Below are 22,167 nucleotides of genomic sequence, written 5' to 3'. Positions count from 1 at the left end.
CCTCAGGCTTGCTTCAGGCGGAACAGCATGCGGTCTTCGCTGGTGAAGCCGAAACGCCAGATCACGATGCCGAAGGTCAGCAGGATCGCCGGGATGCCCAGCGACAGCTCGAGCCATTCGGGCAGGCGCGTCGCGAGAGATCCGATGATGCCGGCCGCCAAGGTCGCCCAAATTAGCGGCCAGCGCCAGCCGGAGACTGGTGCCTGGAGCAGGTACGAAAGCAATCGGGCCTTCATGATCGAGGCGATGCCCAGTGCCATCGCCAGCGCTATCGCAGGACCGGCTGCCTGCCAGAGCGGCGGCACGCCGAGTTCGTCGCGCAAGAACAGCACGATCGCGAAGCTGAGGAGAATCTGGATGCCCACCATGCCCAGCGAGATCCACAGGTTGAGGTGGCGTGCGACATAGATCAGCGCAGCCTCGGAAACTGCCGCGGTGGCCGCCACCACTTCGGCGAGCAGCAGGAAGGCGAGAGCGCCCGTCCCGCCGACGAAATTGGGCCCGACCAGACCCATGACGCCTTCGCCCGGAATGCCTAGCGCCAGTCCGATCGCGGCCTGTGCGGCGATGATCCAGAAGCCGACCTGCGCCACCTGTTTCGCGACGGCCTGGCGGTTGCCGGATTCCAGATTGCGGGTGATAACCGGCCCCAGGATCGGATCGAAGCTGGTCTTGAGCTTTTGCGGCAGCGAGGCGACCTGCTGCGCGACATAATAGATGCCGACGATGGCCGGAGAGAAGAACAGCCCTAGGATCGCGATGTCGAGGCGGCGCGATCCCCATTCGATGGCATCGGCGGCGGCCAGCGGGACGTTGCGTCGGGCCAGCGAAAACAGCGACGCGGGGCGGGGGCGCCAGCCGCTCGGCCAGCCGAAGCTTTTCAACAGCGGCCAGATCGAGGCGACCAGCGCCGCCGCCATCGAGACGACATAGGCGATGATCAGCCCGTCGCGGAGCGAGTAGAAGGCCAGTGCGAAGGCGGCGATGCTGATCGTCCATGGCTCGATGACCGATCGCGCACGCACGGTAGCGGCGATGTCCAGCCGATAGGCCAGCGCCGCGAGCGAGATGTCCGACCAGGCGAGCGCGAATATCGTGAGCGGCAGCAGCCATTCCAGACCGTTGATTCCGCTGTTGGGGAACATGAGTTCGGGTATGGTTCCAAGCACCGTTGCGGCGATGGCCGAGGCGACCGCGGCGACGAGCAGCGCGTCCCAGACGACATGGACGTGGGGCCGGTCGGTCGCCGAGAGCTGCGCCGCGAGGCCGCGCTTGAGGCCGAGCGTGGCGAGGGTCGCAACGAACTCTACGATGATTACCGCATAGGCGAAGCGGCCGAGTGCGTCGGCGCCGTACCAGCGTCCGGCGATGAACAGGAAGGGCAGGCGCGCGGCCAGGCGCAGCAGGAAACCGAAGAAGTTCGTGCGGCCGCCCTTGGCTAGCGCCTTGATGTCGTCGCCCGGATCGAGCGGCTCAGGAGCTAGCGTCAATGCGCCGCACCCCAGCTTGGGCCGGTACCGATCTCCACGCCGAGGGGAACGGACAGGCTGACCAACGGCTCGGCAGCCCTGGCCATGACGTCATGGATCACGGCTGACGCGGTCTCGGCCTGATCGGGGGCGAGTTCGAACACCAGTTCGTCATGGACCTGCAACAGCATCTTGACGTCGCCCAGCCCGGCAGCCTCAAGCGCGGGATTCATCCGGATCATCGCCCGCTTGATGATGTCGGCGGACGTGCCCTGGATCGGCGCGTTGATCGCCTGGCGTTCGGCCGACTGTCGTTCACCCTGCTTGGCGCTGCGGATCCAGGGCAGGTGAGTCTTGCGGCCGAACAGGGTGGTGACGAAACCCTGTTCCCGGACCTGGCCGAGCGTGGCCGCGATATAGTGGTTGATGCCGGGGAAGCGGGCAAAATAGCGGTCGATCATCCCCTGCGCTTCCTCGCGCGAGACTTCGAGCCGGCCGGCCAGCCCCCACGCCGATATGCCGTAGAGGATCGAGAAGTTTATCGTCTTCGCGCGCGCCCGGGTGTCGCGGGTGACCTCGCCGAACACCTCCTGCGCCGTCAGCGAGTGGATGTCGTCGCCGTTGGCGAACGCTTCTTTCAGCGCCGGGACGTCGGCCATATGCGCAGCGAGGCGCAATTCGATCTGCGAATAGTCGGCCGACAGGATGATCTTGCCTGGTTCGGCGACGAATGCGTCACGGATGCGCCGGCCATGGTCGGTCCGGATAGGAATATTCTGCAGATTGGGATCGGTCGAGGAAAGTCGGCCAGTCTGCGCCACCGCCATCGAAAAGCAGGTGTGGACCCGGCCTGTCGCGGGGTTGATCTGTCCTTGCAGCGCATCGGTGTAGGTCGACTTCAGCTTGGTGATCTGCCGCCAGTCGAGCACCAGCCGGGCGATCGGCACATCATCGCCGGCAAGCCGCTCAAGCTCGGTCACGTCGGTGGAATAGACCCCGGTCTTGCCTTTGCGCCCGCCCTTGAGCCCCATCTTGTCGAACAATATGTCGCCGAGCTGCTTTGGGCTGCCGACGGTGAAGGGCATACCGGCCTCGGCATGGATCAGCGCCTCCAGCCGAGCGGCCTCGCCGGCGAACTCGTGCGACAGCCGCGCCAGTTCCTCGCGATCGACCCGGATACCGGCCATTTCCATGTCGGCCAAAACCGGCACCAGCGGCCGGTCGATCAGCTCATAGACGCGCGTCGCGGCTTCGGCGGCGAGGCGCCCCTTGAGCCGTTGCCACAGCCGAAACGTCACGTCGGCGTCCTCGGCTGCATATTCGGTGGCGGCGTCGAGCGTCACCTTGTCGAAGCTGATCTGAGCCTTGCCGGTACCGCAGACCGTCTTGAACTCGATGCAGGCATGCTCGAAGTGGCGCTTGGCCAGTTCGTCCATGCCATGGCCGCCGAGCCCGGCGTCGAGGTCGTAGGAAAGCAGCATCGTATCGTCATAGGGGCCCACCCGGATACCGTTCCGTGCGAGCACCACCATGTCATATTTTATATTCTGGCCGATCTTGAGGACATCGGGCGCCTCGAGCAGCGGCTTCAGCTTTGCCAGTGCCATCGCCATCGGCAGCTGCTTCGGCGTTTCGGACAGCAGGCCATCGCCGACATGCGCGAGCGGGATGTAGCAGGCTTTACCGGGCGCAACCGCAAGGCTGACTCCGACCAGCCCCGCGCGTACCGGATCCACAGAGTCGGTTTCGGTATCAACCGCGATTTTTCCACAAGAAAAACCTTCTGTAATCCAGCGGTCTAGCGCAGCTTCTTCAACAACGGTCTCATAATCCTTGTGGTTGAACGGCACGCTCTCGACCACAGGCGCGGGCTTCTCCTCCGGGCCGGCCGCCAGCGCGAGCATGGTCGGACCGCCGCCGGGAAGCGTAGCCGGACCATTACCGGCGCCGACCTTGGCGAGTAGCGACTTGAAGCCCTGATCTTCCAGGAAGGCGCGCAGCGGCTCGGGCGGCAGGTTCTGCAGTGCGAGGCCGTCGAGCGGCTCCGGCAGCGGCGAGTCGCATTTCAGCCGCACCAACTCGCGCGACAGCCTGGCATTATCGGCATGATCGATCAGCGACTGCTTGAGCTTCGGCTTCTTGATCTGGTCGGTGCTGGCCAGCACGGTCTCGAGGTCGCCGAACTGGCGGATGAGTTCGCTCGCCGTCTTGGGGCCGATGCCGGGAACGCCGGGAACATTGTCGACGCTGTCGCCCATCAGCGCGAGCACGTCGCCCAGCGCCTCCGGCTCCACCCCGAACTTTTCCAGGACGTGCTCGCGGCCCAGCCGGCGGTTGTTCATCGTGTCGAGCAGATCCAGGCCCGGTCGGATCAGCTGCATCAGATCCTTGTCCGACGAGACGATGGTGACCTGCCAGCCTGCCGCCATGGCGGCTTCGGAATAGCAGGCGATGATGTCGTCGGCCTCGAGCCCGATCTCCTCGATGCAGGGCACCGAGAAGGCTCGGACCGCGTCGCGTATCAGCGGAAACTGGGGGACGAGGTCCTCCGGCGGCGGCGGGCGATGGGCCTTGTACTGGTCGTACATGTCGTTGCGGAAGGTTTTGGACGACGCATCGAGAATCACGGCCAGATGCGTGGGACCGTCGGCGTGGTGCAACTCGTTGATGAGTTTCCACAACATGGTGGTGAAGCCGTAGACCGCGCCGGCCGGGATGCCGTGACGATTGGTGAGCGGCGGCAGGCGATGATAGGCGCGGAAAATATAACCCGAACCATCGACCAGATAGAGATGTTTGGATGACATGGGACGGGTGGATAGCAGGCGCCGGGGCAGGGGGAAACCGGTGTAGCGCGGGCGCCGTGCGATATCGCCATGCGGGCCTGGCAGCCTTTGTTTGCGGGCGCGAATCTGCTATATTCGCCGCAGGACTAAGAGGATGCCATGAGCCGGACTCTGTGCCTCGCATTCGGCGCCGCCGTTTACCTGATTTTCTTCGCGACCTTTCTGTACATGATCGGCTTTCTCGCCAATCTGCCGCAACTCCCGTATCGCATCGATGGTCCGCCGACGTCCTGGGGCTATCATGCGGCGCTGATCGACGGCGCGCTGATCCTCTTCTTCGGGTTGCAGCACAGCCTGATGGCGCGCCCCGCATTCAAGTGCGCCTGGACAAGGATCGTCCCCGAGCCAATCGAACGCAGCACGTACGTGCTGGCCGCCAGTGCGGTGCTGATCCTGCTGTTCGTCTGCTGGCAACCGCTGCCGATAGCGATCTGGCATGTCGACCGGCCGGTCACTGCTGCCATATTGTGGGGCTTCTTCGCGCTGGGCTGGCTGATCGTGCTGCTCAGCACCTATCTGATCAGCCATTTCGAACTGTTCGGCCTCAAGCAGGTCTGGCTGAACATGCGCGGCCTGAAGGGCGAGGCGCCCGTGCTGCGCCGTCCGCTGTTCTACAAGCTCGTCCGGCATCCGCTCTACAGCGGCTTCTTTCTGGCCTTCTGGGCAACCCCGCACATGACGCTGGGGCACCTGCTGTTCGCGCTGGGGATGTCAGCCTATATGCTGATCGCGATCCGCTACGAGGAACGCGACCTGATCGGCGTTTTCGGCGACGATTATGTGCGTTATCGCAAGGAAGTCGGCATGCTCACGCCGCGGATGAAGCGCCGGGCGTAGTTCAGCGCCGACGCCCCAGGCGCGGCTCCTTGTCGATTTCGCCCATCTGCATGATCTTGACGCGCAACTCGGCGCGCTTTTCGTGGATCGATGCGATGACGGGTCCCATGGCGATGCCGAGATCGACCAGCACCGCTTCCGACAGCTGAAGCGATGATTCGAGCGTCTCGGGCACCGCGTCGGTGGCACCCGCCCGGTATAGCTCGGCCGCGTGGTTCGGGTCTCGCGCACGGGCGACGATGGTCAGGTTGGGATGATGCTCGCGGGCATAACGGGTGATGCGCACCACCTGGACCGGATCATCCATCGTCAGGACCAGCGCGGTCGCTTTCGAAAGATCGAGCAACTCGATCATCCCGGGCCGCGCGATGTCGCCATACATGATCTCATAGCCGCGCCGCCGCGCGCTGATCACCGCATCGATGTCGGCATCGACGGCGAGATAGCTCTGGCCGTGGGCATCGAGCATCTGCGCGACGAGCCGGCCCACGCGACCGAAACCGGCTATGATCACCCGGCCCTGGGCGGTCGCGGGGATTCTCCCGTCCTTGTGCTCGCCTTCATCGAACTTGCGCGCGATGTCATGGCCGACCTTTGCGAGGATCGGCGTGATGGTCAGCCCGATCGCGGTGACCACCTGCCAGAAGGCGGCGGTATCCGCACCGATCAGCCGCGCCTGCGCGGCAGTCCCCAACACGATCAGCGTGGTTTCGGAAGGCGAAGACATCAGCAGGCCAGTCTCGGCCGAAACCGCGCGTTTCGCACCCCAGAACCGCAGCAGCATCGCCGTCAGCAATGCCTTGGCCACCACCACGGCGATGACCGCGAGAGCGAGTTGATGCCAGTTTTCCAGGAGCATCGCCGGATCGAGCGACATTCCGACGGTTATGAGGAAGACGCCAAGCGCCAGCCCTTTGAACGGCGCGATCACCAGCTCGACTTCGGCATGATAGTCGGTTTCGGCGATGAGCAGCCCGGCGATCAGCGCTCCGACGATTGGCGACAACCCCGCTGCGGTCGTCGCGATGCTCGCCAGGATCACCACCAGCAGGCTTGCCGACAGGAACAGCTCGGGATTTTTGGCGCGGGCGGCCTGCGCGAACAGCTTCGGTAATACATAGCGCCCGCCGATCATCATCGCGCCGATCACCAGCGCGCCAAGGCCCAGCGTCCGGAACAGGCCGTCCCAGCCGGCATTGTCGCCATAGGGCGCCAGCGCACCGAGGATGAAGATGATCGGCACCAGCGCCAGATCCTCGAACAGCAGGATCGCGAAGGCGCGTTTGCCGACGGCACCGGTCGTCCCAACCATCGGCAGCACCAGCGCGGTTGACGAGAGCGCGAGCGCGAGTCCGAGCCCCAGCGCGCCGCCGGGCCGTTCGCCGAAGATCAACAGGCCGCCGCCGATGATCAGCGCCGATAAGATCAGCTTGGATGAGCCCAGTCCGAATACCGCGCGACGCATCCCCCATAATCGGCGGAAACTCAGCTCCAGCCCGATCGAGAAAAGCAGCAGGATGATGCCGAACTCGGCGAAGGGTTCGATCGCGTGCGGGTCGCTGATCGTGACGAAATACAGCCAAGGGAAGTCGGCGATGAGATGGCCGAGCGCGTTGGGTCCGATCAACGCGCCGACCAGGATGAAACCGATAACGGGGGTGATGCGAAATCGGGTAAAAGCCGGGATCACGAGCCCGGCTGTGCCAAGAATGACAAGTGTGTCGCTGAACGCTGCCGAGGTGAGTGAAAAAGCCATGGCGGGGATAGTGGCGGCAATGACGTGCAATTGCCACCCGACGGAGGGGATAACTGACGATGGCGCAAAAACGGTTGCTGATCGCGGGCGGCGGGCCAGCTGGGATGATGGCGGGGCTGTTGTTCGCGAGGGCCGGCGTCGAGACGCTGGTCCTCGAGAAACATGGTGACTTCCTGCGCGATTTTCGTGGTGACACCGTCCACCCATCGACCATCGCCCTGTTCGAAGAACTCGGCCTCGCCGAAGCGTTGCTGGCTCGGCCGCACGATCAGGTAACCAGCATCCGTGCGCGTGTGGGCGGGCATGATTATGGCGTTGCCGACCTTCGCCATCTGCCGGTGCGTCACAAGTTTATGATGATGATGCCGCAATGGGAATTTCTCGACTTCGTCCGCGACGAGGCGAGCCGATGGCCGGGATTCTCGCTGCGCATGGACGCGGAGGTGACAGGCCTGACCGAGGAGGCGGGCAGGGTGACCGGCGTTCGCCTGGCAGATGCCACGACCATCGCTTCCGATCTTGTGATTGCCGCCGATGGCCGAGGCTCCGTGCTGCGGGCGGCCGCGCAACTGCCGCGAGAGGATCTCGGCGCCCCGATCGACGTGTTCTGGTTTCGGGTGCCGAAGCAGCGGACGGCTGATAATCGCACGGCCGGGCAATTTGCGCCGGGTACGGTCATCGCGATGATCGATCGCGGTGATTATTGGCAGTGCGCCTTCGTGTTCGCCAAGGGCGGTGCAGAGCGGATCCGCGGCGAAGGCATCGCCGCGTTCAAGGCAAGGGTGGGGGGCGCCATCCCGGAGATCGCCGGCGGCCTCGGAGCAATCGCCTCATGGGACGATGTAAAGCTGCTCTCTGTGTCGCTCGATCGGCTTAAGCGGTGGCACCGGCCCGGTCTGCTGGCGATCGGCGATGCGGCGCATGCCATGTCGCCGGTCGGGGGCGTCGGGATTAACCTGGCCATCCAGGATGCTGTCGCAGCCGCCAACATCCTGGCGCTGCCGCTGTCTCGCGGCGAGCCGGTCGACCGGCTGCTTGCGGCTGTACAGGCGCGGCGAATGCTCGCAGTGCGGGTGATCCAGGCGATGCAGCGCGCTGTCCATGCCGCCGTGCTGGGGCCTACGCTCAGCGCGACGGGACAGATGGAAGCGCCGTTCGCGCTAAGGATGCTCGATCGCTTCCCGGTGCTGCAGCGCATCCCTGCGCGGATCGTCGGACTTGGTGTAAGGCGCGAGCATATCCGCTCGCCGGCGGTGGTGGTCGGGCGCACTGCCCTGAGCGTCATTCCGGCGAAGGCCGGAATCTCGGGAGAGTAGCAGGCGCCATGGCCTCCTGAGATCCCGGCCTCCAGCCTTTGGCTGGAGTTTATCCTGAGCGCCTGCCCTGCAGGCAGTCGAAGGGCCGGGATGACGTCAATGCAGTGGGCGCTCTGCTACGCCCAGTTGGCCATTTCCTTTTCGAGGTTGATGCGGATTTCCTCGAAGAATTGCTCGGTGGTCATCCAGGGCTGGTCCGGACCGATCAGGATCGCGAGATCCTTGGTCATGCCGCCCTTTTCGACGGTTTCGATGCAAATCCGCTCGATCGTCTCGGCGAACTTCACGACGTCCGGCGTGTCGTCGAACTTGCCGCGGAACATTAGGCCCTGGGTCCAGGCGAAGATCGATGCGATCGGGTTGGTCGAGGTCTGTTTGCCCTGCTGGTGCATGCGATAATGGCGGGTCACCGTGCCGTGCGCCGCTTCGGCCTCGATCGTCTTGCCGTCAGGTGACATCAGCACCGACGTCATCAGGCCGAGCGAGCCGAAGCCCTGCGCGACAGTATCCGACTGGACGTCGCCGTCGTAATTCTTGCAGGCCCAGACGAACTTGCCGCTCCACTTGAGCGCCGACGCGACCATGTCGTCGATCAGGCGATGCTCGTAGACGATGTTGCGCGCCTTGAACTTGGCGGCGAACTCGGCGTCGAAGACTTCCTGGAAGAGATCCTTGAAACGGCCGTCATAGGCCTTGAGGATCGTGTTCTTGGTCGAGAGATAGAGCGGCCATCCGCGATCCAGCGCATAGTTCATGCTCGCGCGAGCGAAATCGCGGATCGAATCGTCGAGGTTGTACATGCCCATCGCGACGCCCGCCGATGGGTAATCGAACACTTCATGCTCAATCGTCTCGCCATTCTCGCCTTCCCAGATCATCCGCAGCTTGCCCGGGCCGGGAACGCGGAAGTCGGTGGCGCGATACTGGTCGCCAAATGCATGGCGGCCGACGACAATCGGATCGGTCCAGCCCGGCACCAGCCTTGGCACGTTCTTGATCACGATCGGCTCGCGGAAGACGACGCCGCCAAGAATATTGCGGATGGTGCCGTTCGGCGACTTCCACATCTTCTTGAGCTTGAACTCCTCGACGCGCGCCTCGTCGGGCGTGATCGTCGCGCATTTCACGCCGACGCCATATTGCTGGATCGCCTTGGCGCTATCGATGGTGATCTGGTCGCCGGTCTCGTCGCGCTTCTCGACCGAGAGATCATAATATTTGAGGTCGATGTCGAGATAGGGGAGGATCAGGCGTTCGCGAATCCACTGCCAGATGATGCGGGTCATCTCGTCGCCGTCGAGTTCGACGACTGGGGTCTTCACCTTGATCTTCGCCATGCTTTTCTATCTCCGGGGAGGAATATTGCGGCCGTCCCTATGCTACGAAATCGGTGGGATCAACCGTTCGGACATGGTTTTCTTGAGGTTCCGGCGAGCCTCGCCGGAACCCCGGCGTGGCAGCAATGATTGTCAGTCCCGCCCCTGGGCCCTAGGAAGGTGCGATGACTTCACTCAATAAGCCCGATATCGGAACCACTTCGGTCAAGTGGCGCTGGCCCAGCGTTCATCCCGAAGGCCGCAAATTTGTCCTCATCTCCGCAGTGATCGCGCTGATCTTTGCGCTGCTCGCGTGGGAGACGCTCGCCTGGCCCATGGTCGGCATCACTGTCTGGGTAGCGGCGTTCTTTCGCGATCCCGTCCGCAGCACGCCGACGGGCGAGGGGCTGGTGATCGCGCCGGCCGATGGCCTCGTCACGATGATCACCACCGTACCGCCGCCGCGCGAGATGGCCGGCGAGGATGGACTCGGCGATGCGCCGATGACCCGCGTTTCGATCTTCATGTCGGTGTTCGACGTCCACATCAATCGCACGCCGATTCCGGGCACGATCCGCAAGGTGGCCTATATCGCCGGAAGTTTCCTCAACGCCGATCTCGATAAGGCGAGCGAGGAGAACGAGCGCCAGCATATATTGGTGGAAGGCGCCGACGGCACTCGGATCGGCTTCACCCAGATTGCTGGACTGGTGGCGCGTCGGATCGTGCCGTTCGTCAAGGCCGGGGACATTGTCGGGCTCGGCCAGCGCGTCGGCCTGATCCGCTTCGGCAGCCGGGTGGACGTCTATTTGCCTGCGGGAACCGGACACCGCGTCGCGCTGGGCCAGCGCACCATCGCCGGCGAGACCGTCATTGCCAGGATTGGCGAGCCGGATCGGACTGTCGGCGCGGCCCAATGACAAAGGCGCCACGGACAAAGGGACGGAGCTGATGCGCGGCCGTCGCGAGAATATAAGGCGTGGCATACCCGCGCGGGCGGTAGCGCCCAATGCCGTCACGGCGTTGGCGCTGTGCTCCGGCCTTACCGGCGTGCGATTCGCCCTTGCGGGAGACTGGGAACGCGCGCTGTTCGCCATCCTGATCGCCGGCATATTGGACGGGCTCGACGGCCGCATCGCTCGCCTGCTCAAGGGCGAGAGCCGCTTCGGCGCCGAACTCGATTCGCTGTCGGATGTCATCGCCTTCGGGGTGTCGCCCGCGATCATCATGTTCCTGTGGTCGCTCAACCAGATTCCACGCTTCGGCTGGATCTTTGCGTTGGGCTATGCCGTGTGCGCGGCGCTCAGGCTCGCCCGCTTCAACGCGTCGATCGACAGCGCCGAACATCCGCGCAAGGCTGCGGGGTTCCTGACCGGCGTTCCGGCGCCGACCGGCGCCGGCATGATGCTCGTGCCCGTCGCTATGTGGCTTTGGAGCGACCTCGACATCTTTCGCGATCCCTATTTCATCTGCGGCTGGTCGTCGCTCATCGGCTTCCTGATGATATCGGACCTGGCGACCTATAGCTGGTCGTCGCTCCATATCTCTCGCGCCTGGCGCTTGCCGGCGCTGCTGCTGGTGGCGATGGCCGGAGCGGCGCTGTTCACGGCGCCATGGCACACGCTCAGCTTCCTGATGCTGTTCTATCTAAGCACGATACCATTCAGCGTCATCGCCTACAGTCGTATCAGGCGGCAGCGCGGAGCGCCTTTGGAGCAACCGGCGTCGCCTGAGATATGATGCGAACGCGTCGCTCGCCTGTGGGGCGCAGCGGCGGCAGCTCTGGTGAGATGCCGAGGGCACGGAGGATATAGACCATCTCTGCCTGGACGGTGGCGACGATCGCCATGATCGAAACCAGCATGACCGTGCTGAACAACGCGAAGGAAAGAAGCTGAAGCATCATGTTCGTCCTTTGTCGTCCGTCCCCTTCGCATCGGCGGGCGAGAGAGCCGAAAGCGCCTGAAACGGTGTGTTGCTCCTCATGTTCATGTTTTGTTCTATAATGTCAAGCCTTGATTTTGCATGTCGGCTCGCATAGAGGCGCGAGCATTCCACATGTGGGGCACATAATCCGGTGCCGGGTTTCCCGGTTACCGCCCCACAGAGGTTCAACCGGGTAAGGAGAAAATCCTATGGCGGCTCCCACCGTCTCCATGCAGGCATTGCTCGATGCCGGCGCACATTTCGGTCACCAGACTCACCGCTGGAATCCGAAGATGAAGCCGTATCTGTTCGGCGATCGCAACGGCGTTCACATCATCGATCTCTCGCAGACCGTGCCGCTGTTCGCACGCGCGCTCGAGTTCGTCGCCCAGACCGTCCAGAATGGTGGCAAGGTCCTGTTCGTCGGCACCAAGCGCCAGGCGCAGGAGCCGATTGCAGAGGCCGCGCGCCGTTCGGGCCAGCATTATGTCAACCATCGCTGGCTGGGCGGCATGCTCACCAACTGGAAGACAATCTCGATGTCGATCAAGCGCTTCAAGGCGCTCGAGGAGCAGCTGTCGGGCGACACCCACGGCCTGACCAAGAAGGAAGTCCTTCAGCTCACGCGTGAGCGCGACAAGTTCGAGCTGTCGCTCGGCGGGATCCGCGACATGGGTGGCATCCCCGACGTGATGTTCGTGATCGACGCCAACAAGGAAGAGCTTGCGATCAAGGAAGCGAACACGCTCGGTATCCCTGTCGTCGCGATTCTCGACTCGAACGTCAGCCCCGACGGCATCGCCTTTCCGGTGCCAGCCAATGACGATGCGGCTCGCGCCATCCGTCTGTACTGCGAATCGATCGCCGAAGCGGCGACCCGCGGTGGCAACGACGCGCGCCAGTCGCGCGGCGAAGACTTTGGCGCCGCTGCCGAGCCGCCTGTCGAGCAGGCTCTGGCGAACTGATCCGGCACGGCCTGCCGGGCCGTTGTCATGAACATGTCTCGGCCTCAGTCGAGAACGCGCGGGGGTAGGGGTGGCAACGCTCCTTCCCCCGTCCCGTAAGCAAGAAGGAAGAAGAATATGGCGGAGATCACCGCTGCTGCCGTGAAGGACCTGCGCGAGAAGTCGGGCGCCGGCATGATGGATTGCAAGAAGGCGCTGACCGAGAACAACGGCGATATGGACGCCGCCATCGATTGGCTGCGCACCAAGGGTCTCGCCACCGCCGCCAAGAAGTCCAGCCGTACTGCGGCCGAGGGTCTGGTTGGCGTAGCCGTCGAGGGTACTCGCGGCGCGGCTGTAGAGGTTAACTCGGAAACCGATTTCGTTGCCAAGAACGAGCAGTTTCAGGATTTCGTCCGCACCGTCTCGAAGCTTGCACTCACCACGGGCGAGGACGTCGCGGCGCTCGGCGCAGCGGGCTATCCCGGTGGTGGCAGTGTCAGCGAGAAGCTGACCTCCAACATCGCCACCATCGGCGAGAACCAGACGCTGCGCCGTGCCAAGATTGTTGAAGTGTCCAAGGGCGCTGTCGTGTCCTACGTCCACAACGCGGTATCGCCGGGCCTCGGCAAGATTGGCGTTCTCGTCGCGCTCGAGGGCGATGCCCCGACCGAGGCCATGGAAGCGCTCGGCAAGCAGATCGCGATGCACATCGCCGCCGCTTTCCCGCACGCGCTGACCGAGGACGGGCTCGACCCGGCCGTGATCGAGCGCGAGCGCGCGATCGCTGCCGAGAAGGCCGCCGAATCGGGCAAGCCGGCCGAGATCGTCGAAAAGATGGTCCAGGGCGCGGTCGCCAAGTTCCGCAAGGAAAATGCGCTGCTCAGCCAGGTCTTCGTGATCGACAACAAGACCCCCATTGCGCAGGTCGTGGCCAACGCGGCGAAAGCCGCCGGCGGCTCGATCACGCTCAAGGATTATGTCCGCTTCCAGCTCGGTGAAGGCATCGAGAAGGAAACCAGCGACTTCGCCGCTGAAGTCGCGGCGGCTGCCAAGGGCTAACGCGCTCGAACGAGGCCCGCCTTCCTGCTTTTCAAGCCGGAGGGCGGGCTTTTTATTGAGCAACCGGCTTTCCAAGCCGGCGGATGTCACCATCCGCCTTGAAAGCGCGCTGGCGCTTGGCAGGCTTGTAACCTGCCCCTAAGGTGCCCATCGCTTCCTGTAACGCATGAGATCCCAACCTATGGACCGACCACGCTTCAACCGTATCCTGCTGAAGCTGTCGGGCGAGGTGTTGATGGGTCAGGGGCATTTCGGGATCGATCCCGATACCGTTGCCCGCGTTGCCAAAGAGATCGCCGACGTCGCAGCGAATTACGAGCTTTGCCTCGTGGTCGGCGGCGGCAATATCTTCCGTGGACTGGCTGCTGCAGCCAAGGGTTTCGATCGGACGAGCGCCGATTATATGGGCATGCTCGCCACGGTGATGAACGCGCTGGCGGTGCAGAATGCGCTCGAGCAGATTGGTGTCGATACACGGGTGCAATCGGCGATACCGATGAGCACGGTGTGTGAACCGTTCATCCGCCGGCGCGCCGAACGGCATCTCCAGAAGGGCCGTATCGTGATATTCGCCGCCGGCACCGGCAATCCCTATTTCACCACCGACAGCGCCGCCGCGCTGCGCGCCGCCGAAATGGGCTGCGATGCCCTGATCAAGGGTACGTCCGTCGATGGCGTCTATGACGCCGATCCGAAGAAGGTCGCAACCGCCACGCGCTACGACACCGTCACCTTCGACCGCGTTCTTGCCGACAACCTGAAGGTTATGGACGCAAGCGCCGTCGCGCTGTGCCGCGACAACAACATTCCGATCGTGGTATTCAACATCCGCGAGCAGGGCAATCTGGCCAAGGTGCTTGCTGGTTCGGGCACCGCCACGATCGTTCAGAACCAGGAGAGGTAAACATGCCCGCATACGACAAGGCCGATCTCGAACGCCGCATGCACGGAGCCGTCGAATCGCTGAAGAGCGATCTGGTCGGCCTGCGCACCGGCCGGGCGTCGGTGAACCTGCTCGATCCGGTGACGGTCGAGATATATGGCAGCCAGATGCCGCTCAACCAAGCCGCCACCGTCACCGCCCCGGAACCACGCATGCTCTCGGTGCAGGTGTGGGACAAGTCCAATGTCGGGCCCGTCGACAAGGCGATTCGCTCGGCCGGGCTCGGCCTCAATCCGATCATGGATGGCCAAACGCTGCGCATCCCGATCCCGGACCTGACCGAGGAGCGCCGCAAGGAGTTGGCCAAGCTCGCGAGCCAATATGCCGAAAAGGCGCGCGTGGCGGCCCGCAATGTCCGCCGTGACGGAATGGATAGCCTCAAGGTTGACGAGAAGAAGGGTGTGATCAGCGAGGATGAACGCAAGCGCCGCGAGGTCGAGGTACAGAAGCTGACCGATAGCACCATCGCAGAGATCGACGCCGCAGCCGGCGCCAAGGAAAAGGAAATCCTCGGCAAGTGAAAGGCCTCTCGGCCAGCTCCGTCGCCAATGCGGTCGCCGCCACGAGCAGCGGTCCGCGCCATGTCGCGATCATCATGGATGGCAACGGGCGCTGGGCGAAGCGCCGCTTCCTGCCTCGCGTGGCAGGCCATAAGGCCGGGGCGGAGGCTGTCCGCACGACCGTGAAGGCCGCGGCCGATCTCGGGCTTCAGGCGCTCACCCTTTACGCTTTCTCTTCGGAGAACTGGCGCCGCTCGACCGAAGAAGTGTCGGACCTGATGGGACTGTTGCGCCATTATCTCCGCAAGGAGGTCGACGAACTCGATCGCAATGGCATCCGCCTGCGCACCATCGGCGACATCAGCGGGCTCGAGGGCGATCTGATAGACCTGGTTCGCGACGGCGTGGAACGCACCAAGGACAACCGCCGGCTCGATTTCGTGTTGGCGCTCAACTATGGCGCGCAGGATGAAATGGTTCGCGCAATGCGCGAGATCGCTATGGAGGTGGGTGCCGGAAGGCTTTGCCCTAGCGATATCGATGCCGCGGCCATCGAGGCGCGCCTTGATACGAGCGATCTGCCGCCGCTCGATCTCCTGATCCGCACCTCGGGCGAGCGGCGGCTCTCCAATTTTCTGCTGTGGCAGGCGGCCTATGCCGAATTGCTCTTTGTCGACACGCTCTGGCCCGACTTCGACGGCAAGGCCCTTGCGGCCGCCATCGCCGATTTCGGTACGCGGGAGCGCCGGTTCGGCGGACGATAGGTACCCATGGCACAGGCTACGGACTCCGAATTGAAGCTGCGCGTCCTGTCGGGACTGACGATGATCGTCATCGCGCTGGCAGCCCTCTGGCTCGGCGGCGTCGCCTTCTGGGGGCTAGCCTCGCTGTTCGCGGTCCTGATGATGATCGAATGGGCCGCGATGGCGAGAGCCACCCGGTGGCAAACCGTTCTTGGGGCGGTGCTCGCAGCTGCCATGATGGGCGTGGCGCTGGCCTTCACCGATGCGGCCAAGCTCGCCGCCTATGAGGACCGCCTCATCGCACAGACTTTGGACCTCGCCGGGCTCGGCGCGATCCTGCTTGCCGTCATCACCTTTCGAGCACGATTAGGCGCGGGATTGCTTTATGCCGTGGTCCCGGCGATCGCGCTGGTTTTCCTGCGTGAGCAGCCGGGGCAGGGGCTGACTCTCGCGCTGTGGACGCTGGTGGTCGTCTGGGCGACGGACATCGGCGCCTATTTCGCCGGACGGGCGATCGGCGGCCCGAAGCTTGCGCCCGCGCTGAGCCCGAACAAGACCTGGGCCGGGCTGGTCGGCGGCATGGCCGCGGCGCTGGTCGCCGGGGCCGGTATCGCTTCAGCCGGAGATCTGCCGCTGTTCTGCTGGATCGCCGGCGCCCCATTGGCGGTGGCCGCACAGATGGGCGATCTGTTTGAAAGCTGGCTCAAGCGTCGCTCCGGCGTGAAGGACAGCGGCAAGATACTACCTGGGCATGGCGGCGTGCTCGACCGCCTCGACGGCGTCGTGCCGGTTGCCGTGCTGGTGGCGGCGGGCGTCGCGGCGGGGCTGTTATGACGGCGCGCAGCGTGGCGATCCTCGGCGCGACCGGCTCGATCGGCACCTCGACGCTCGACCTGATCGAACGCGAGCCGGAGCGATTCGAGGTGGCGGCGCTGACCGCCCAACGCGACGTTGCCGGCCTTGCCGATGCCGCGCGGCGTACAAATGCTCGGCTGGCCGTGATCGGGGACCTTTCGCTGTATGCGACGCTCAAGGAGGCTCTTTCGGGCACCGCGACACGCGTCGCCGCCGGCGAGCAGGCGATCATCGACGCGGCGTCGCTCGGCGCCGACTGGACCATGGCGGCGATCGTCGGGATCGCTGGCCTCAAACCAGCGATGGCGGCGCTCAATGCCGGTGGGACGGTGGCCCTCGCGAACAAGGAATCGCTGGTCTCTGCCGGCGCGCTTATGACCAAGGCGGCCGAGGTCCATGGCGCGACGCTGCTTCCGGTGGATTCCGAGCATAACGCCGTGTTCCAATGCTTCGACCATGCCGCGCCGGGCAGCATCCGCAAGGTGACGCTCACCGCCAGCGGCGGCCCTTTCCGCGACTGGAGTATCGAGGCGATGCGCGCCGCGACGCCGGCCCAGGCTGTAAAGCATCCCAATTGGTCGATGGGCGCGAAGATCTCGGTCGATAGCGCTACGCTGATGAACAAGGGGCTCGAGCTCATCGAAGCCTATCACCTGTTCCCGTTGCCGGTGGAGGGCTTCGACGCGATCATCCATCCGCAGTCGGTCGTTCATGCTTTGGTCGACTATATCGACGGCTCGGTGCTGGCCCAGCTGGGCACGCCCGACATGCGCACGCCGATTGCGCATAGCCTCGCCTGGCCGCAGCGCATGGCGACGCCGTGCAAGCCGCTCGATCTGGCCATGGTCGGCCGGCTCGATTTCAGCGCGCCTGATCTCGATCGCTTCCCCGCGCTTGCCATCGCGCGCGAGGTTCTCGCCGCCGGCGGCGCGCGTCCCGCAATCCTGAATGCGGCCAACGAGGTCGCGGTCGCAGCATTTCTGGAAGGACGGATCGGTTTCCTCGACATCGCGTTAATCGTGCGCAAAGCCTTGGAACGCTACGATCCGCCGATACCTGGGTCGCTCGATGATGTCTTTGCGATCGATGCCGGCGCCCGCGCCACCGCGAGGGCCGCTATGGAGATTATCACAGCGTGACAGATAACCCAGGCATCCCGTTTACTATACTAGCTTTTTTGCTTGTTATCGGGCCACTGATCTTTGTCCACGAACTCGGCCATTATCTAGCGGGACGCCTCTGTGGCGTGAAGGCCGACACCTTCTCGATCGGGTTCGGCCGGGAAATCGCCGGCTATACCGATTCGCGCGGCACCCGGTGGAAGCTCGGCTGGATGCCGATGGGCGGCTATGTGAAGTTCGCTGGCGACATGAATCCGGCAAGCCAACCCACCGCGGAATGGCTCGCGCTCCCGGACGCGGAGCGGGCACAGACCTTCCAGGCCAAGTCCGTCTGGCAGCGCTTCTTCATCGTCTTTGCCGGTCCTCTGACGAATTTCCTCGTCGCGATCGGCATCTTCATGGCGTTCTTCGCGGCCTATGGCGTGCCGAGGACGCCGGCGGTGATCTCTGCAGTCATGGCCAATTCGCCGGCCGCCAGGGCTGGATTGCAGCCCGGTGACCGCGTGGTGTCGATAGCAGGCAGGCCAGTTCACACCTTCGACGAACTCGCTGAAATGATCCGATTCCGTCCGGACGAACGGTTGCGTCTCAGGGTCGCTCGCGATCACGAGCGGCGGACGGTCTATGTCACCACCGCGGCTGCCATCGAGCGGGACCGGTTCGGGAACGAGTTCCGCAAGGGCTCGATCGGGGTGATGTCCGGGGAGCAGGTGATCGAACCCGTCCCGCTGATCCAACTGCCTGTCGAAGCGACCCGCCAGACATTCGGCATCGTCCGGACCATGGTCGACACCCTCGGCCAGATCGTCACCGGCCGCCGTTCGGTCAAGGAACTGGGCGGTCCGATCAAGATCGCCCAGGTGTCCGGCCAGCAGGCGTCCCTGGGCCTTCTCAACTTCGTCATGTTGATGGCGCTCATTTCGATTAATCTGGGATTCATCAACCTGTTGCCAATCCCAATGCTCGATGGAGGACATCTGGTCTTCTACCTTTTCGAGGGAATTGCGCGCCGGCCGGTGCCGGAGCGCGCGATGGAATGGGCGTTCCGATCGGGATTGGCGGTGCTTTTGTCGTTCATGATCTTCGTAACGCTGAACGATATTCTGTCGCTGGGCGCCCTCAAGAGGCTTGCCGGGTTGATCGGCTGAGCTTGTTGGGGCAGTGCAGGCGCACGCTCCCTGATGAGCGGACGGATTCTATTAAGGCGGGGAACGCGTGACGGCGACGGCGAACATCAATCGGGCGCGGCTCATGCCGGCGCTCCTCGTCGGCACGATGCTCGGCGGCATGGCACAACCGGTGATGGCCCAGACGGTCGGAGAGCCCGCTGCGCCTGCGGCGGCGCTCGCCGCCCCTCAGCCGCCTGCCGCCGCGGCAGCGCCCGCGGGATCGGGCATCATCAAGACCGTCAATGTCGCTGGTTCGGAGCGTCTCGAGCCGGACACGGTCCGCTCCTACGTCAAGCTGGCGCCTGGGGAGCCCTACACCCGCGAAGCGCTCGATCAGGCGTTGAAGGATCTTTACGAGACCGAATTGTTCGCGGACGTTCAGATCCGCGATGACGGCGCCGGTAATATCACCCTGCAGGTGCGCGAGAACCCGGTGATCAACCGGATCGTGCTCGAGGGCAACAAACGGCTGAAGGCGGAGAAGATCAACCCCGAGATCAAGCTGGCGCCGCGGCAGATATTCACCCGCTCGAAGGTGCGCGCCGACGTTAACCGCATCATCGAACTCTACCGCCGCCAGGGCCGCTTCGCCGCGACGATCGAGCCGAAGATGGTCCTGCTCGACCAGAACCGCGTCGACATCATCTTCGAGATCCACGAGGGCGACAAGTCCAAGGTCCGCAAGATCAACATCATCGGCAACGAGAGATTCTCGGATGGCCGCCTGCGCGGCGAAATGGCGACCAAGCAGACGGGTCTGACCAAGATTTTCTCGTCGGGCACCAGCTACGATCCCGATCGCATGTCTTATGACCAGCAGAAGCTGCGGCAGTATTATCTGACCAACGGCTACGCCGATTTCCGCGTGGTTTCGGCCGTCGCCGAGCTCACGCCGGACCGCAAGGACTTCATCATCACCTATGTCGTCGAGGAAGGCGACCGCTACAAATTCGGCGATGTCGACCTCGAAAGCGAGATTCGCGACATCAAGGCCGACAAGTTCAAATATCTGCTGCCGATGAAGAAGGGCGACTGGTACAACGCCAAGCAGGTCGAAGACACGGTCGACCGTATTACCGAAGTGACCGGCCTGTTCGGCTTCACCCCGGATGTCCGTCCCGATTTCAATCGCGACAAGGACAGCAAGACGATGGGCGTCGTCTTCAAGATCAACCAGGCGCCGCGCGTTTATGTCGAGCGGATCGACATCAACGGCAACACGCACACCAAGGACAAGGTCGTCCGCCGCGAATTCCGCCTGGCCGAGGGCGACGCGTTCAACAGCTTCAAGGTCAAGCGGTCGCGCGATCGTATCCAGTCGCTCGGTTTCTTCCAGGACAAGTTCGAGATCGAGCAGAAGCCTGGATCTGCGCCCGACCGAGTCGTGCTGGAGGCTAATGTCGAAGAAAAATCGACTGGCGAACTTCAGGTGTCCGCGGGCTATTCCAGCCTCGAGAAATTCATCGTCGACCTGTCGATCCGTGAACGCAACTTCATGGGCAAGGGCCAGGAGCTCCGCGCCGGCGTCAGTTATTCGACCTATTCGAAATCAGTCGAACTCGGCTTCACCGAACCTTATGTGTTCGACAAGAACATCGCCGTCGGCGTCGACCTGTTTCGACGCGACTATAACTCGTTCAATTTCAACGGTAGCGATCGCAACACCACCTACAAGCAGGCGACCACCGGCTTCCAGCTACGCGCGGGCGTGCCGCTGACCGAGTTCATCACCATGGCTGTCCGCTACGGCCTCAGCTATGACGATGTTTCGCTGAACAAATTCACCTTCTACACCAACGGCGCCTGCGACCCGCTCATCGCCGGCCGCTATCTGTGCGAGGCAATCGGCAAGCGGCTGACCTCCTCGGTCGGCTATTCGCTGGTGTTCGACAACCTTAACAACCGGCTCCGCCCGACCCGCGGCCAGCGCGCCGTGCTGAGTCAGGATTTCGCCGGTCTCGGCGGCGAGGTCCGCTATGTCAAGACTTCGGTTGAAGCGACCAAATATTGGGGCTTCGGCGGCGGCTTCGTGTTCTCGGCCGGCATCGAGGGCGGCTATATCAAGGGCATCGGCCAGGACGTCCGCCTGACTGATCGCTTCTATCTCGGCGAACCGGAAATGCGCGGCTTCGGCATCCGCGGCGTCGGTCCGCGAGTTCGCCGCCAACAATATGATGTTACCGTCCCCGGCGCGCCAGTGCTGCAAACCGGGAACAACAACTCTATCGACGACGCCCTGGGCGGTGATACCTACTATAAGGGGCGGCTGGAACTCGAGCTGCCGCTTGGTAATGGTGCGCGCGAACTCGGTCTGCGGCCCTCCATCTTCATGGATGTCGGCGCCGTGTTCGGCGTAAAGACACCGGCGCTAAGCGATGGCTGCTCGGTGGCTCCGAATACGCCAACCAATTGTACGCCGTTTGTGCGTCAGTTGACCGATAGCAAGGGCCACCCACTATACTATAATCGAGATCCCAGTATTCAAGATTCAACACCTTTGACGACTAGCACCACGGTGACGGCATTTCCGTATACCCAGCAAATCACGCCTTATAAGGAAGCTTTCTTCGGTGACTCCCCAAAGCCGCGCCTCTCGGTGGGCTTCGGCGTAAACTGGAACTCGCCATTTGGCCCCTTCCGGCTCGACATCGCCAAGGTCCTGCTCAAGGAAAAGGGCGACAACACCAAACTCTTCACATTCAACGTAGGGACACAGTTCTGATGAAATCGCTTTTGAAGATTGCCGCGCTTGCGGCTGGCGTGTCGTTCATGCCGATGGCAGCGCATGCGCAGGCGGCCGCGACGCCGGCAGCTGCGGCGGCGGTGAATACGGGTGTTGCGGTCGTCAACCTCGACGCTGCCGTTGCCAATTCCGCCGCCTATAAGGCAGCGGTGGGCCAGATTCAGACAACCTACAAGCCGCAGATCACCGCCTTCCAGACCCGGCAGACCGCAATTCAGAGCGAGCTTACGCCGCTGCGGACCGAGATCGAAAATCTCCAGCGCAACCCTGCAACGCCCAAGGCGACGCTCGAGGCCAAGATCAACGCCTTCCAGGCGCGCGGGCAGGCCGCACAGAATGAGCTGCAGCGCCTGACGATGCCCTTCGCGCGTCCCGAAGCCTATGTGAAGGAGCAGATCGGCAGCAAGGTCGAGCAGGCGCTGAAGGCGGCGATGGCTGCGAAGCGCGTCGGAATCGTGCTGTCTCCCGACGCCGTCGTGGCGGTTCAGGGCGGATCGGACATGACCCTCGATGTGGTGACCCAACTCAATGCGCTGGTTCCCAGCGTGTCGATCACCCCGCCGGCCAATTGGCAGCCGGGCCAGGCCGAGCAGGCCGCTGCCGCTCCCGCAGGACGCTGAT

19 protein-coding genes are annotated in these 22,167 nt (G+C 63.6%); 14 read left to right on the top strand and 5 right to left on the bottom strand.

Going from position 1 to position 22,167, the window contains the following annotated elements:
* Window positions 1-2: 2 nt before the first annotated feature.
* Together AAC645_RS10805 and polA are read right to left on the bottom strand one after the other, a co-directional pair.
* Window positions 3-1,490, bottom strand: a complete 1,488-nt coding sequence (locus tag AAC645_RS10805; protein WP_340315915.1) for a lipopolysaccharide biosynthesis protein — start codon at window positions 1,488-1,490, stop codon at window positions 3-5.
* Window positions 1,487-4,276, bottom strand: a complete 2,790-nt coding sequence (gene polA / locus AAC645_RS10800; protein WP_340315914.1) for a DNA polymerase I — start codon at window positions 4,274-4,276, stop codon at window positions 1,487-1,489. Before polA ends, AAC645_RS10805 begins: the two co-directional genes overlap by 4 nt.
* A gap of 138 nt (window positions 4,277-4,414) precedes the next feature.
* On the opposite strand from polA, the gene mddA reads away from it, so the two are divergent.
* Window positions 4,415-5,152 carry a methanethiol S-methyltransferase gene (gene mddA / locus AAC645_RS10795; protein ID WP_340315912.1) on the top strand — a complete coding sequence of 246 codons (738 nt, stop codon included), beginning with the start codon at window positions 4,415-4,417 and terminating at the stop codon, window positions 5,150-5,152.
* Window position 5,153: 1 nt separating this feature from the next.
* On the opposite strand, the gene AAC645_RS10790 is transcribed toward mddA, so the two are convergent.
* Complete coding sequence (locus AAC645_RS10790; protein ID WP_340315910.1) at window positions 5,154-6,908, bottom strand: cation:proton antiporter domain-containing protein; 1,755 nt, start codon at window positions 6,906-6,908, stop codon at window positions 5,154-5,156.
* A 59-nt stretch (window positions 6,909-6,967) separates the two neighbouring features.
* Here AAC645_RS10790 and AAC645_RS10785 point away from each other — a divergent pair, with 59 nt between their 5' ends.
* The gene (locus tag AAC645_RS10785) at window positions 6,968-8,224 is read left to right on the top strand and encodes an FAD-dependent oxidoreductase (protein WP_340315909.1); all 1,257 of its coding nucleotides are present in this window, start codon (window positions 6,968-6,970) and stop codon (window positions 8,222-8,224) included.
* A 116-nt stretch (window positions 8,225-8,340) separates the two neighbouring features.
* Here the strand turns inward: AAC645_RS10785 and AAC645_RS10780 are convergent, their stop codons facing one another.
* A complete protein-coding gene (locus AAC645_RS10780) occupies window positions 8,341-9,561 on the bottom strand; it encodes an NADP-dependent isocitrate dehydrogenase (RefSeq protein WP_340315907.1) in 1,221 nt (406 codons plus the stop codon).
* A gap of 164 nt (window positions 9,562-9,725) precedes the next feature.
* On the opposite strand from AAC645_RS10780, the gene AAC645_RS10775 reads away from it, so the two are divergent.
* Window positions 9,726-10,460 (top strand): phosphatidylserine decarboxylase, encoded by a 735-nt coding sequence (locus AAC645_RS10775; protein ID WP_340315905.1) that lies wholly within the window; start codon window positions 9,726-9,728, stop codon window positions 10,458-10,460.
* A gap of 31 nt (window positions 10,461-10,491) precedes the next feature.
* Window positions 10,492-11,280, top strand: coding sequence for a CDP-alcohol phosphatidyltransferase family protein (locus tag AAC645_RS10770; RefSeq protein ID WP_340315902.1), 789 nt, complete (start codon window positions 10,492-10,494; stop codon window positions 11,278-11,280).
* Here AAC645_RS10770 and AAC645_RS10765 read toward each other — a convergent pair.
* On the bottom strand, window positions 11,228-11,446 hold the full coding sequence (locus AAC645_RS10765) for a hypothetical protein (RefSeq protein WP_340315901.1): 219 nt from the start codon (window positions 11,444-11,446) through the stop codon (window positions 11,228-11,230). The two genes, AAC645_RS10770 and AAC645_RS10765, sit on opposite strands and share 53 nt — an antisense overlap.
* 229 nt (window positions 11,447-11,675) lie before the next feature.
* Here AAC645_RS10765 and rpsB point away from each other — a divergent pair, with 229 nt between their 5' ends.
* From rpsB to AAC645_RS10715, 10 genes are all read left to right on the top strand, one after another.
* Window positions 11,676-12,431 (top strand): 30S ribosomal protein S2, encoded by a 756-nt coding sequence (gene rpsB, locus AAC645_RS10760; RefSeq protein WP_340315899.1) that lies wholly within the window; start codon window positions 11,676-11,678, stop codon window positions 12,429-12,431.
* A gap of 117 nt (window positions 12,432-12,548) precedes the next feature.
* A complete protein-coding gene (gene tsf, locus AAC645_RS10755; protein WP_340315897.1) occupies window positions 12,549-13,472 on the top strand; it encodes a translation elongation factor Ts in 924 nt (307 codons plus the stop codon).
* A 181-nt stretch (window positions 13,473-13,653) separates the two neighbouring features.
* Window positions 13,654-14,376, top strand: a complete 723-nt coding sequence (gene pyrH / locus AAC645_RS10750) for a UMP kinase (RefSeq protein WP_340315896.1) — start codon at window positions 13,654-13,656, stop codon at window positions 14,374-14,376.
* A 2-nt stretch (window positions 14,377-14,378) separates the two neighbouring features.
* On the top strand, window positions 14,379-14,936 hold the full coding sequence (frr, locus tag AAC645_RS10745; RefSeq protein ID WP_340315895.1) for a ribosome recycling factor: 558 nt from the start codon (window positions 14,379-14,381) through the stop codon (window positions 14,934-14,936).
* Window positions 14,933-15,679 carry an isoprenyl transferase gene (locus tag AAC645_RS10740; RefSeq protein WP_340315894.1) on the top strand — a complete coding sequence of 249 codons (747 nt, stop codon included), beginning with the start codon at window positions 14,933-14,935 and terminating at the stop codon, window positions 15,677-15,679. Before frr ends, AAC645_RS10740 begins: the two co-directional genes overlap by 4 nt.
* Window positions 15,680-15,685: 6 nt before the next feature.
* On the top strand, window positions 15,686-16,492 hold the full coding sequence (locus tag AAC645_RS10735; protein WP_340315893.1) for a phosphatidate cytidylyltransferase: 807 nt from the start codon (window positions 15,686-15,688) through the stop codon (window positions 16,490-16,492).
* Entirely contained in the window at window positions 16,489-17,652 is a 1,164-nt protein-coding gene (locus AAC645_RS10730) for a 1-deoxy-D-xylulose-5-phosphate reductoisomerase (RefSeq protein WP_340315891.1), read from the top strand. The genes AAC645_RS10735 and AAC645_RS10730 overlap by 4 nt, the downstream gene beginning before the upstream one ends.
* The gene (rseP, locus tag AAC645_RS10725) at window positions 17,649-18,782 is read left to right on the top strand and encodes an RIP metalloprotease RseP (RefSeq protein WP_340315889.1); all 1,134 of its coding nucleotides are present in this window, start codon (window positions 17,649-17,651) and stop codon (window positions 18,780-18,782) included. Before AAC645_RS10730 ends, rseP begins: the two co-directional genes overlap by 4 nt.
* Before the next feature lie 103 nt (window positions 18,783-18,885).
* Window positions 18,886-21,525, top strand: coding sequence for an outer membrane protein assembly factor BamA (gene bamA / locus AAC645_RS10720; protein ID WP_340315975.1), 2,640 nt, complete (start codon window positions 18,886-18,888; stop codon window positions 21,523-21,525).
* A complete protein-coding gene (locus AAC645_RS10715) occupies window positions 21,525-22,166 on the top strand; it encodes an OmpH family outer membrane protein (protein ID WP_340315888.1) in 642 nt (213 codons plus the stop codon). Before bamA ends, AAC645_RS10715 begins: the two co-directional genes overlap by 1 nt.
* The last annotated feature ends 1 nt before the right edge of the window (window position 22,167 follow it).

It is taken from the genome of Rhizorhabdus argentea (genome assembly GCF_037861105.1).
In the GTDB taxonomy this organism is placed as follows: Bacteria; Pseudomonadota; Alphaproteobacteria; order Sphingomonadales; family Sphingomonadaceae; genus Rhizorhabdus; species Rhizorhabdus argentea.
This window is presented reverse-complemented; position numbering and strand designations above follow the sequence as displayed.

What these genes read in the sequence shown, in the direction of transcription:
- polA (WP_340315914.1), bottom strand. Translation starts at nt 4,276, where the DNA reads ATGTCATCCAAACATCTCTATCTGGTCGATGGTTCGGGTTATATTTTC.
- mddA (WP_340315912.1), top strand. Translation starts at nt 4,415, where the DNA reads ATGAGCCGGACTCTGTGCCTCGCATTCGGCGCCGCCGTTTACCTGATT.
- AAC645_RS10790 (WP_340315910.1), bottom strand. Translation starts at nt 6,908, where the DNA reads ATGGCTTTTTCACTCACCTCGGCAGCGTTCAGCGACACACTTGTCATT.
- AAC645_RS10785 (WP_340315909.1), top strand. Translation starts at nt 6,968, where the DNA reads ATGGCGCAAAAACGGTTGCTGATCGCGGGCGGCGGGCCAGCTGGGATG.
- AAC645_RS10780 (WP_340315907.1), bottom strand. Translation starts at nt 9,561, where the DNA reads ATGGCGAAGATCAAGGTGAAGACCCCAGTCGTCGAACTCGACGGCGAC.
- AAC645_RS10775 (WP_340315905.1), top strand. Translation starts at nt 9,726, where the DNA reads ATGACTTCACTCAATAAGCCCGATATCGGAACCACTTCGGTCAAGTGG.
- AAC645_RS10770 (WP_340315902.1), top strand. Translation starts at nt 10,492, where the DNA reads ATGCGCGGCCGTCGCGAGAATATAAGGCGTGGCATACCCGCGCGGGCG.
- AAC645_RS10765 (WP_340315901.1), bottom strand. Translation starts at nt 11,446, where the DNA reads ATGATGCTTCAGCTTCTTTCCTTCGCGTTGTTCAGCACGGTCATGCTG.
- rpsB (WP_340315899.1), top strand. Translation starts at nt 11,676, where the DNA reads ATGGCGGCTCCCACCGTCTCCATGCAGGCATTGCTCGATGCCGGCGCA.
- tsf (WP_340315897.1), top strand. Translation starts at nt 12,549, where the DNA reads ATGGCGGAGATCACCGCTGCTGCCGTGAAGGACCTGCGCGAGAAGTCG.
- pyrH (WP_340315896.1), top strand. Translation starts at nt 13,654, where the DNA reads ATGGACCGACCACGCTTCAACCGTATCCTGCTGAAGCTGTCGGGCGAG.
- frr (WP_340315895.1), top strand. Translation starts at nt 14,379, where the DNA reads ATGCCCGCATACGACAAGGCCGATCTCGAACGCCGCATGCACGGAGCC.
- AAC645_RS10735 (WP_340315893.1), top strand. Translation starts at nt 15,686, where the DNA reads ATGGCACAGGCTACGGACTCCGAATTGAAGCTGCGCGTCCTGTCGGGA.
- AAC645_RS10730 (WP_340315891.1), top strand. Translation starts at nt 16,489, where the DNA reads ATGACGGCGCGCAGCGTGGCGATCCTCGGCGCGACCGGCTCGATCGGC.
- bamA (WP_340315975.1), top strand. Translation starts at nt 18,886, where the DNA reads ATGCCGGCGCTCCTCGTCGGCACGATGCTCGGCGGCATGGCACAACCG.
- AAC645_RS10715 (WP_340315888.1), top strand. Translation starts at nt 21,525, where the DNA reads ATGAAATCGCTTTTGAAGATTGCCGCGCTTGCGGCTGGCGTGTCGTTC.